We start from the raw sequence: 12247 nt of genomic DNA on the forward strand, positions 1-12247 counted from the left end.
AAGCGTGTGACCGTCGAGCTGGCGGAGACCCGCCGGCGGCTGGCCGACGAGGAGGGCCGCCGGCACGAGCCGGTGGCGATCGTCGGCATGGCGTGCCGTTTCCCCGGCGGGGTGACGGGCCCGGAGGAGTTGTGGGACCTGGTGGCGTCCGGGGGCGACGCGATCACCGAGTTTCCCGCCGACCGGGGCTGGGACGTGGACGGGCTGTACGACCCCGATCCGGAGGCGTCCGGGAAGTCCTATGTGCGCCACGGCGGGTTCCTGCACGACGCGGGGGAGTTCGACGCGGGGTTCTTCGGCATGAGCCCGCGCAGCGCGCTGGCGACGGATCCGCAGCACCGGCTGTTCCTGGAGTCGTGCTGGGAGGCGCTGGAGCGGGCCGGGATCGACCCGGGCACGCTGCGCGGCAGCCGCACCGGCGTCTACGCGGGCAGCATGTACGAGCTCTACTCCACGCGCTTCCTCGACCGGGTGCCCGAAGAGGTCGAGGGCAGCCTGCTCACCTCCAGCACGCCGAGCGTCCTGTCCGGGCGCGTCTCGTACACGCTGGGGCTCGAGGGACCGTCCATCACCGTGGACACGGCCTGCTCGTCGTCCCTGGTCGCGCTCCACCTCGCCACGCGCGCCCTGCGCCAGGACGAGTGCACGCTCGCGCTGGCCGGCGGCGTCACCGTGATCGCCGCGCCGGACATCTTCGTCGAGTTCTCGCGGCAGCGGGCGCTGTCGGCGGACGGGCGGTGCAAGTCGTTCTCCGCCTCGGCCGACGGGGCGGCGTGGTCCGAGGGCGTGGGCGTGCTGGTGCTGGAGCGGCTGTCGTCGGCGATCCGCAACGGACGGCGCGTGCTCGCGGTGATCCGCGGATCGGCTGTCAACCAGGACGGCGCCAGCAACGGGCTGACCGCCCCCAGCGGCCCGGCCCAGGAGCGCGTGATCGGCCAGGCCCTGGCGGACGCGCGGCTCGACACGCGGGACGTGGACGCCGTCGAGGCGCACGGCACCGGGACCCGCCTGGGTGACCCGATCGAGGCCGGGGCGCTGCTGGCCACCTACGGCCGGGGCCGCGCCGACGACCGGCCGGTGTGGGTCGGCTCGGTCAAGTCCAACATCGGCCACACCCAGGCCGCCGCCGGGGTGGCCGGAGTGATCAAGATGGTGCAGGCCATGCGCCACGAGGTGCTGCCGCCCACCCTGCACGTCACCGAACGCACCCCGCACGTCGACTGGGAGTCCGGGCGGGCCGAGCTGCTGACCTCCGCCCGCGCCTGGCCCTCGGGGGAACGGCCGCGCCGGGCCGGGATCTCCTCGTTCGGCATCAGCGGCACCAACGCCCACCTCATCATCGAGGAGGCCCCCGCCGCCGAGCCCGCCGCTGAGCCCGAGCCCGAGCCCGTGACGCCGGAGGCGCCGGAGCAGGTCGCCTGGCCGATCAGCGCCCGCAGCCCCCGGGCCCTGCGCGCCCAGGCCGCCCGGCTGCACGCCGCCGTCACCTCCGGCGAGCCGCCCCGGCCCGCCGACGTGGCGCGCACCCTCGCCGGACGCGCCGCACTCCCGCACCGCGCCGTCGTCCTCGGCCCCGACCACGCCGCCCTCACCACCGCCCTCGCCGCGTACGCCACCGGCACACCCGCCCCGGCCGCGCACGCCAACGGGAGCTCCCCGAGCGGCGGGCCCGCCGCGGCGGCCGTGGTGGAAGCGGCAGTGGTGGAAGGGGTGGCGGGGGAGCAGCCGAGGACGGCGTTCCTGTTCACCGGGCAGGGCGGGCAGCGGGCCGGGATGGGCCGCGAGCTCGCGGCGGCGTCCCCCGTGTTCGCCGCCGCCCTGGACGACGTGTGCGACGCGCTGGGCCCGTACCTCGACAGGCCGCTGCGGGACGTGATGTGGGCCGAGCCCGGCAGCGCCACCGCCGCTCTGCTCGACAGGACCGCCTACACGCAGCCGGCGCTGTTCGCCTTCGAGGTGGCCGCCCTCAAGCTGCTCGCCTCGCACGGCGTGCGGCCGGACGCGGTCGCCGGGCACTCGGTGGGCGAGTACGCCGCCGCGTACGCCGCCGGGGTGTGGTCCCTGGCCGACGCCGCCCGCCTCATCGCCGCGCGCGGCCGGCTCATGCAGGAGCTGCGCGAGCCCGGCGCGATGGTGGCCGTGGAGGCCACCGCCGAGGAGGTCGCCGGGTCGATCGCCGGGCTGGAGTCGCGCGTGAGCGTCGCCGCCGTCAACGGCCCCGCCGCCGTGGTCGTGTCCGGCGCCGAGCGGGAGTGCCTGGCCGTCGCCGAGCAGTGGCGGGCCCGGGGCCGCCGCATCCGCCGCCTGCCGGTCAGCCACGCCTTCCACTCGCCGCTGATGGAGCCGATGCTGTCGGCGTTCGCCGCCGAGCTGGCGGGGGTGACGTTCGGCAGGCCGCACACCACGGCCGTCCCGGGAGCGGGCGGCACGTGGGCGAGCACCTCCTACTGGCTCGACCAGATCACCGGGCCGGTGCTGTTCCGGGCGGCGATCTCCCGCCTGGAGGACGAGGGCGTCGGCGTCTTCGTGGAGGTGGGGCCGCAGGCGGTGCTGTCCGGGATGGCGCACGACTGCGTCACCCGCGAGGACGCCGCGATCGTCCCCCTGCACCGCCGCGACCGTACCGAGACCGACGGGCTCGCCGGCTGCCTGGCCCGCGCCTGGACGGCGGGGGTGCGCGTGGACTGGCCCGCGCGGGCGGCGGGCGGCCGGCTCGTGGACCTGCCGACGTACGCCTTCGAGCGCGAACGCTACTGGCTCGCCCCGCCCGCGTCCGCCGCCGACCTGGCGGCGGCCGGGCTGCGCGAGGCCGGGCACCCGCTGCTGAGCGCGGCCGTCGACCTGCCCGAGGACGGGCCCGTGGTGCTGACCGGGCGCCTGTCGGTGGCCACGGCGCCCTGGCTGGCCGGGCACGCGGTGTCCGGGACGGTCGTGCTGCCCGGGGCGGCGCTGGCCGAGCTGGTCCTGGAGGCGGCCGGGCGGGTGGACTGCGACGCGGTCGAGGAGCTGGTGTTCGAGTCGCCGCTGACGCTGCCGCCGGAGGGCGGGGTGGCCGTCCGGGTGGTCGCCGAGAGCGCCGACGACGCGGGGGCCAGGCCGGTACGCGTGTACTCGCGGCCCGCCGGTGACCCCGACGCCGACTGGACCCGCCACGTGTCCGCCACCGTCACGGCGGGCGGCGCCCCGCAGGCGGCCGCGTACCCGTGGGCCGGGACCTGGCCGCCGGAGGGCGCCGAGCCGGTCGAGGTCGAGGGCGGTTACGAGCGGCTGGCCGAGCGCGGTTACGAGTACGGCCCGGCCTTCCAGGGGCTGCGCGCGGTGTGGCGGCGCGGCGACGAGCTGTTCGCCGAGGTCGCCCTGCCCGGCGACGTGGACCCCGAGGGGTTCGGCATCCACCCCGCGCTGCTCGACGCGGCCTTCCACCCGCTGCTCGTCGCCGGGGACGACGAGAGCGTGCGGCTGCCGTTCGAGCTGCGCGGCCTGCGGCTCCTCCATCCCGGCGCGGACCGGCTGCGGGTGCGCCTGACCGGCGCGGGCGGCGACGAGTGCGCGCTGGAGGCCGCCACCCCGGCGGGACAGCCGGCGCTCTCCTTCGCCTCCCTGCGCGTGCGGGCGGTCCCGTCCGGGACGCCGGCCAGGCCCGCGCAGGCGGTGTACGCCGTGGAGTGGTCCGAGACGCCGCCCGGCAGCGGCGTGGCCGAGGCCGTCGTCATCCCGTGCGTCACCGACCGTCCCGGCGACGTCCCCGCCGCCGTCCGCCGGCTCACCCAGCAGGTGCTGACGGCGATCGGCGACGCGCGGATGGCCGAGTCGCGGCTGGCGTTCGTCACCCGCTCCGGCGACCCGGCGGGCGCCGCCGTGTGGGGGCTGGTGCGCGCGGCGCAGGCCGAGCAGCCCGGCCGGTTCGTGCTGGCCGAGGTCGAGGACGGCCACGCCGACTGGGGCAGCCTGGCCGCCGTCGCCGAGCCCCAGGTACGGGTCCGCGACGGCAGGGTGCTGGCCCCGGCCCTCGTCCGCCGCAAGCCCGAAACCCGCCCATTGCCGGAAATTTCGGGGCCTGTGCTGGTGACTGGTGGCACGGGTGGTCTGGGCGCGCTGGTGGCGCGCCGTCTGGTGACGGTTCACGGTGTGCGGGATCTGCTGCTGGTGTCGCGGCGTGGTGAGTCCGCTCCGGGCGCCGGTGAGCTGGTGGCGGAGCTGGAGGGGCTGGGCGCCCGGGTCACGGTCGCCGCCTGCGACGTGGCCGACCGCGACGCCCTGGCCGCGCTGCTCGCGGACGTGCCCCTGGCCGGGGTCGTCCACACCGCGGCAGTCCTGGACGACGCGCTGATCGAGAGCCTGACCCCCGAACGCATGGACGCGGTGCTGCGCCCCAAGGCCGACGCCGCCTGGCACCTGCACGAGCTCACCCGCGACCGGGACCTGGCGTTCTTCGTGCTGTTCTCGTCGCTGGCCGGGGTGCTGGGGAACGCCGGTCAGGGCAACTACGCGGCGGCGAACGCGTTCCTCGACGCCCTCGCCGCCCACCGGTGGGAGCTGGGCCTGGCGGCGGTGTCGGTCGCCTGGGGCCTGTGGGACACCGCATCGGGCATGTCGGGCGGCCTCTCGCAGGCCGACGTGGCCAGGCTGGCCCGTACCGGCATCGCCCCCCTCACCGTCGAGCAGGGCCTCGACCTGTTCGACACCGCGCTCACCAGCCCCGATCCCCTCGTCGTCGCCGCCCGCTGGGACACCGCCGGGCTGCGCGCCCGAGCCGAGGCGGGCGACCTGCCGCCCATGCTGCACGGCCTCGTCCGCACCCCCCGCCGCACCGCCAAGCCCGCCGGCGTGGCCGAGCTGATGTCCCGGCTCGCCACCCTCACCAGGGACGAGGCGCTGCGCCTGCTCACCGAACGGGTGCGCGGCCACGTCGCCGTCGTGCTCGCCCACGGCAGCCCCGACAAGGTCAGCGTCGACCGCGCCTTCAACCAGCTCGGCTTCGACTCCCTCACCGCCGTCGAACTGCGCAACCGGCTCAACGCCGACACCGGCCTGCGCCTGCCGCCCACGCTCGTCTTCGACCATCCGACGATCAGCTCGCTCGCCGAGTACCTGTTCAGCACCCTCGCGCCCGCGCCGCCCTCCCCGGAGGAGACCCTGCGCGGCGCGCTCGAACGTGTGGGATCCATGCTCACCAGCGCCACGGGCGACGGCGAGGCCATCCGCAGCAAGCTCGTCGCGGTGCTGCAGAGCGGCCTGGCCAGGTTCGGCGCGGCTCCGGACGGCGCGGGCCGTCCCGACACGGTGATGGACAAGATCGATTCCGCTTCCGACGAGGAGATCTTCGCCCTCATCGACAACGAGATGTGACGCCATGACCGAGACCGGAAGGGCCAGACCGATGGGCACCGAGGACAAGCTCCGCGCCTACCTCAAGCGCGCGACCGTCGAACTGGCGGACACCCGCAGGCAACTCGCCGACGAGGAGGGCCGCCGGCACGAGCCGGTGGCGATCGTCGGCATGGCCTGCCGCTACCCCGGCGGGGTGACGAGCCCCGAGGAGCTGTGGGACCTGGTGGCGTCCGGGGGCGACGCCATCACCGAGTTCCCCGCCGACCGGGGCTGGGACCTGGACGGCCTCTACGATCCCGACCCCGAGGCCGCGGGCAAGTCGTACGTCAGGCACGGCGGCTTCGTCCACGACGCCGGGGAGTTCGACGCGGGGTTCTTCGGCATGAGCCCGCGCAGCGCCCTGGCGACGGATCCGCAGCACCGGCTGTTCCTGGAGTCGTGCTGGGAGGCGCTGGAGCGGGCCGGGATCGACCCGGGCACGCTGCGCGGCAGCCGCACCGGCGTCTACGCCGGATGCATGTACGAGCACTACTCCACCCGGTTCCTGGAGCTGGCCCCCGGCTCGGTCGAGGGCACCCTGTTCACCTCCAGCGCCTCCAGCGTCCTGTCGGGGCGCGTCTCGTACACGCTCGGGCTGGAGGGCCCCAGCCTGACCGTCGACACCGCCTGCTCCTCCTCGCTCGTCGCCCTGCACCTGGCCGTGCAGTCGCTGCGGCGCGGGGAGTGCGCGCTCGCCCTGGCCGGCGGCGTGACGGTGATGGCGTCACCGGTGCCGTTCATCGAGTTCTCGCGGCAGCGGGCGCTGTCGGCCGACGGGCGGTGCAAGTCGTTCTCCGCCTCGGCGGACGGGGCGGCGTGGTCCGAGGGCGTGGGCGTGCTGGTGCTGGAGCGGCTGTCGTCGGCGATCCGCAACGGGCGGCGCGTGCTCGCGGTGATCCGGGGTTCGGCGGTCAACCAGGACGGGGCAAGCAACGGCCTGACCGCCCCCAGCGGCCCCGCCCAGGAACGCGTGATCGGCCAGGCCCTCGCCGACGCCCTGCTGGACACCCGCGACGTCGACGCCGTCGAGGCGCACGGCACCGGCACCCGCCTGGGTGACCCGATCGAGGCCGGGGCGCTGCTGGCCACCTACGGCCGGGGCCGCGCCGACGACCAGCCCGTGTGGGTCGGCTCGGTCAAGTCCAACATCGGCCACACCCAGGCCGCCGCCGGCGTCGCCGGAGTGATCAAGATGGTGCAGGCCATGCGCCACGGCGTGCTGCCGCGCACCCTGCACGTCACCGAGCCCACCGCGCACGTCGACTGGGAGTCCGGCGGCGTCCGCGTGGCCACCGAGGAGGTCGCGCTGCCCGCCGACCGCCCGGCCCGCACCGGCGTGTCCAGCTTCGGCGTCAGCGGCACCAACGCCCACGTCATCCTCGAAGCCGTCCCCGCCCCCACCGGCACGCCCGCCACGACCGGCGAGCCGCTCGTCTGGACCGTGTCCGCCAAGACCGAGACCGCCCTGCGCGCCCAGGCCGCCCGCCTGCGCCGCTACGCCGCCACCGCCACCGACGCCGACCTGCGCGCCACCGGCCGCGCCCTGGCCCGCCGCGCCGCGTTCGCGCACCGCGCCGCCGTCGTCGCCGACGGCCGCGCCGAGCTGCTCGACGCGCTCGACGCCCTCGCCACCGGCGCCCCGCACGCCGCCGCCGTCCTCGGCGAGGCGCTGCCCGCCCCCCGGCCCGTGTTCGTCTTCCCCGGCCAGGGCTCCCAGTGGGCGGGCATGGCCGTCGACCTCCTCGACACCAGCGACGTCTTCCGCGACCGGCTGCTGAGCTGCGACGAGGCACTGCGCCCGCACACCGGCTGGTCCGTCGTCGACGTGCTGCGCGGCACCGGCGGCGCCCCCGCGCTCGACGGCACGGACGTCATCCAGCCCGTCCTGTTCGCCGTCATGGTCTCGCTCGCCGAGCTGTGGCGCTCGCTCGGCGTCCAGCCCACCGCCGTCCTCGGCCACTCCCAGGGCGAGATCGCCGCCGCCTGCGTCGCCGGGGCGCTCACCCTGGAGGACGCCGCCCGCGTCGTCGCCCTGCGCTCCCGCGCCCTGCTGCGGCTCAGCGGCACCGGCGGCATGATGGCCGTCGCCCTGCCCGCCGCCGACACTCAGGCGCGGATCGAGCCGTGGGCGGGCCGCCTCTGGGTGGCCGTGCACAGCGGCCCCGCCTCCTGCGTCGTCGCCGGCGAGGACGCCGCCCTGGACGAGTTCGCCGCCGCCTGCGGCGACGCCGTCCGGACGCGCCGCATCGCCGTCGACTACGCCTCCCACACCCCGCTCGTCGAGCCCATCGCCGACGAGCTCGCCGCCGCCCTCGACGGCGTACGGCCGCAGGACACCGGCGTCGCCTTCTGCTCCTCCCTCGACGGGCGCTTCGTCGAGCCGGACCGGCTCACCTCCGGCTACTGGTACGACAACCTGCGCAACCCGGTGCTGTTCGACGAGGCGGTCCGGGCCTTCGCCGGGACCGGCACGCCGCTGTTCGTCGAGTGCAGCCCGCACCCGGTGCTCGGCGCCGACACCGACGACAGCCGGCACGCCGCCGGCATCACCGCCGGAGTCTGCGCCTCTTTGCGGCGCGGCGCGGGCGACTGGCCGCGCATGCTGGCCGCGCTCGCCCACGCCTGGGTGCTCGGCGCGCCGGTCGACTGGCTCACCGCCCTGGCCGCCGCCCCCTACCCGGCCGCCGAGCCGCCCACCTACGCCTTCGAACGGCGCCGCTACTGGCTCGGCGACCACGAGGCGCCCGCCCGCCCCGCCGGCGCGGGCATCGACGGCTCCCGGCACCCGCTGCTCGCCGCCGTCGTCCCCGTCGCGGGCGACGCGTACGTGCTGTCCGGCCCGCTGTCGGCGCGGGGCGCGCCCTGGCTCGCCGACCACGCCGTGGAAGGCGGCGCGCTGCTGCCCGGCGCCGCGTTCGCCGAGCTCGCGCTCGAAGCCGGCGCCCACGCCGGGTGCGGCCGCCTGGACGAGCTCGTCATCGAGGCCCCGCTGCCGCTCCCCGACAGCGGCGCCGTCACCCTCCAGGTCACCGTCGACCCGCCCGGCGACGAAGGACGCCGCGCCGTCGCCGTCCACTCCCGCACCCCCGACGGCTGGCAGCGGCACGCCTCCGGCACCCTCACCCCCGACGCCCCGCACGCGGCCGCGTACCCGTGGGCCGGGACCTGGCCCCCGGAGGGCGCCGAGCCGGTCGAGGTCGAGGGCGGCTACGAGCGGCTGGCCGAGCGCGGTTACGAGTACGGCCCGGCCTTCCAGGGGCTGCGCGCGGTGTGGCGGCGCGGCGACGAGCTGTTCGCCGAGGTCGCCCTGCCCGACGGCGTCGACCCCGCGGGGTTCGGCATCCACCCCGCCCTGCTCGACGCCGCGCTGCACCCGCTCGTGCTGGCCGGCGGCGACGACGAGCTGCGGCTGCCGTTCGCGTTCGGCGGCGTCGCCCTGCACGCCTCGCAGGCCCCCGAGCTGCGCGTACGCCTCGCCGTGGACGGCGACGACACGCACGTCGAGGCGGCCGGCCCCGACGGCGCGCCCGTCCTGTCGATCGGCAGCCTGCGCGTCCGCGCCGCCGCGCCCCGCCGCGCCGCCACCGGCACGGCCGCGCACGGCGTGGACTGGGTCGAGGCCCCCGCCGCCGCGGCCGGAGCCGCCGACCCCGTGGTGATCCCGTGCGTCAGCGACCGGCCTGACGTGCCGTCCCGCGTGCGCGAGCTGACCACGCGCGTCCTCGACGCCGTCGCCGCGCAGCCCGACGACGCCACCGTGGTCTTCGCCACCCGGCCCGGCGACCCGGCGGCGGCCGCCGTGTGGGGGCTGGTGCGCTCGGCGCAGTCGGAGCAGCCCGGCCGGTTCGTGCTGGCCGAGGCCCAGGAAGGCCACACCGACTGGGCCCTCGTCACCGCCACCGGCGAGCCCCAGGTCCGCGTCGTGGACGGCAAGGCCCTCATCCCGCGCCTGGCCCGCCGCAAGCCCGACCCCCACCCGTTACCCGAAATCTCCGGAACCGTGCTGGTGACCGGCGGCACCGGCGGCCTGGGCGCCCTCGTGGCCCGCCGCCTCGTGACAGGCCACGGCGTACGGGACCTGCTGCTGGTGTCGCGGCGCGGCGAGGCCGCCCCCGGCGCCGCCGGCCTGGTGGCGGACCTGGAAGAGCTGGGCGCCCGCGTCACCGTCGCGGCCTGCGACGTGGCCGACCGCGACGCCCTGGCCGCCCTGCTCGCGGACGTCCCGCTGGCCGGGGTCGTCCACACCGCCGGAGTCCTCGACGACGGCCTCGTCGAGAGCCTGACCCCCGGCCGGATCGACACCGTGCTGCGCCCCAAGGCCGACGCCGCCTGGCACCTGCACGAGCTCACCCAGGACCGCGACCTGGCGTTCTTCGTCCTGTTCTCCTCCCTCGCGGGCGTCCTCGGCAACCCCGGCCAGGGCAACTACGCCGCGGCGAACGCCTTCCTCGACGCCCTCGCCGCCCACCGGCGCGAACACGGCCTCACCGGCGTGTCCATCGCCTGGGGCCTGTGGGACACCGATTCCGGCATGACCGGCGCCCTCACCCAGACGGACGTCGCCAGGCTCGCCCGCGCCGGCATCGCCCCCCTCACCGTCGACCAGGGCCTCGACCTGTTCGACACCGCGCTCACCAGCCCCGACCCGCTCGTCGTCGCCGCCCGCTGGGACACCGCCGGACTGCGCGCCCGAGCCGAGACCGGCGACCTGCCGCCCATGCTCCACGGCCTCGTCCGCGCCCCCCGCCGCACCGCCGGCGCACCCGCCGGAGCCGGACCCGGCGCACTCGCCGCCCGCCTCGCCACCCTGCCCCGCCAGGACGCCCACCGCCTGCTCGTCGACACCGTACGCGCCCAGGTCGCCGCCGTCCTCGCGCACGGCAGCCCCGACAGCGTCGAACTCGACCGGCCCTTCAACCAGCTCGGCTTCGACTCCCTCACCGCCGTCGAACTGCGCAACCGGCTCAACGCCGACACCGGCCTGCGCCTGCCGCCCACGCTCGTCTTCGACCACCCCACCGTCAACGCGCTGGCCGCCTACCTGGCCGGCGTCCTCGCCCCCGCGCCGCCCTCACCCGAGGACACCCTGCGCAAGGCGCTGGAGCAGATCGACGACCTGCTGCTCAACGCCAACGGCGAAGGAGACGCCATCCGAGGCCGGCTCGTACCGATCCTGCAGGGCGCGCTCACCAAGCTCGGCGCCGCCCCCGCGGACGCGGGCGGCGTGATGGACAAGATCGACTCTGCTTCCGACGAGGAGATCTTCGCCCTCATCGACAACGAACTGTGACGACATGACCGCGACCGGAAAGGCTCGACCGATGGGGACCGAGGACAAGCTCCGCGCCTACCTCAAACGCGCAACCGTCGAACTGGCCCAGACCCGCCGCAGGCTCGCCGAGGTGGAGGAGCGCCACGACGAGCCCATCGCCGTCATCGGCATGGCCTGCCGCTACCCCGGCGGCGCCGGCACCGTCGACGGCTACTGGGACCTGCTGCGCGACGGCCGGCACGCGGTCCGCGAGGTGCCGTCCGCCCGCTGGGACATCGACGACTACTACGACCCCGACCCCCGCGCCCCCGGCGGCATCTACACCCGCTACGGCACCTTCCTCGACGACGTCGCCGGCTGGGACGCCGAGTTCTTCGGCCTGTCACCCCGCGAAGCCCTCCGCATGGACCCCCAGCAGCGCATCCTCCTCGAACTCGCCTGGGAAGGACTGGAGAGCGCCGGGCTGTCACCCACCCGCATGCGCGGCAGCCGCACCGGCGTCATGGTCGGCTTCATGGACACCCTCCAGTACGGGCGGCTCCAGATGGAACGCCAGGGCCGCGACGCCCTGTCCGACCCGTACCTCGGCCAGGGCGCCATCCCCAGCGTCGCCGCCGGGCGCATCGCCTACCAGCTCGACCTGATCGGGCCCACCCTCACCGTCGACACCGCCTGCTCCTCCTCGCTCATCGCCGTCCACCTCGCCGCCCAGGCCCTGCGCCGCGGCGAGTGCGACCTGGCCCTCGCCGCCGGAGCGTCCCTGTCGCTGCACCCCACCCTCTACATCCAGGCGTGCGCCGGGCTCATGATGTGCGCCGACGGCCGGTGCAAGACCTTCGACGAGTCCGCCGACGGCTACGTCATGGGCGAAGGCGGCGGCCTCGTCGTCCTCGAACCCCTCTCCAAGGCCCTCGCCAACGGCCGCCGCATCCGCGCCGTCCTGCGCGGCTCCGCCGTCAACCAGGACGGGCGCAGCAACGGGCTCACCGCGCCCAGCCGCAAGGCCCAGGCCGACGTGATCACCCGCGCCCTCGCCGCCGCCCGCGTCACCCCCGGCGAGATCGACTACGTCGAGGCGCACGGCTCCGGCACCCACCTCGGCGACGCCATCGAGCTGTCCGCCCTCCACGACGTCTTCGGCGGCCGGAGCGCCGACCGGCCCCTCCGCGTCGGCGCCGTCAAGACCAACATCGGCCACACCCAGGCCGCCGCCGGCGTCGCCGGGCTCATCAAGACGGTGCTCATCCTGGAGAACGAGCTCATCCCGCCCAGCCTCAACCTCACCACCCCGGCCGCCGCGATCCCCGCCGACGGCACCGTCCAGCCGGTCACCGCACCCGTGCCGCTGCCCCGCCGCGACGACGCCCCCCGCCTCGCCGGCGTCAGCTCCTTCGGCCTCTCCGGCACCAACGCCCACCTGATCCTCCAGGCCGCCCCTCCGCACCCTTCCCCCCAGCCGGAAGCGACCACCCTCGCGTACGCCGGAGCAGCGGCGCCCACCGCAGGACCCACCCACCCCGCAACCCCCGCCCCCACCGGAGTGGGCGCCCGCTCCGGTGAGGGCGCCGCCTCGGCCGGAGGGCCGGTGCCCGCCGCCGGGGGAGG

Annotated in this window: 3 protein-coding genes; all 3 read left to right on the forward strand. The window is 76.4% G+C overall.

The window, feature by feature from the left end:
- Window positions 1-6 precede the first annotated feature (6 nt).
- A complete protein-coding gene (locus KME80_RS52065; RefSeq protein ID WP_219509643.1) occupies window positions 7-5349 on the forward strand; it encodes a type I polyketide synthase in 5343 nt (1780 codons plus the stop codon).
- A gap of 4 nt (window positions 5350-5353) precedes the next feature.
- Window positions 5354-10660: a type I polyketide synthase gene (locus KME80_RS29500; protein WP_219509644.1), complete on the forward strand. Its 5307-nt coding sequence runs from the start codon at window positions 5354-5356 to the stop codon at window positions 10658-10660.
- Window positions 10661-10664: 4 nt separating this feature from the next.
- The coding region (locus KME80_RS29505; RefSeq protein ID WP_219509645.1) for a beta-ketoacyl synthase N-terminal-like domain-containing protein at window positions 10665-12247 on the forward strand (1583 nt) is incomplete at its 3' end.

The sequence above is a fragment of the Nonomuraea ceibae genome (genome assembly GCF_019396325.1).
Lineage (GTDB): Bacteria > Actinomycetota > Actinomycetes > Streptosporangiales > Streptosporangiaceae > Nonomuraea > Nonomuraea ceibae.

Excerpts from the sequence above, each read along its gene's own strand:
- KME80_RS29500 (WP_219509644.1), top strand. The coding sequence starts at position 5,354 with ATGACCGAGACCGGAAGGGCCAGACCGATGGGCACCGAGGACAAGCTC.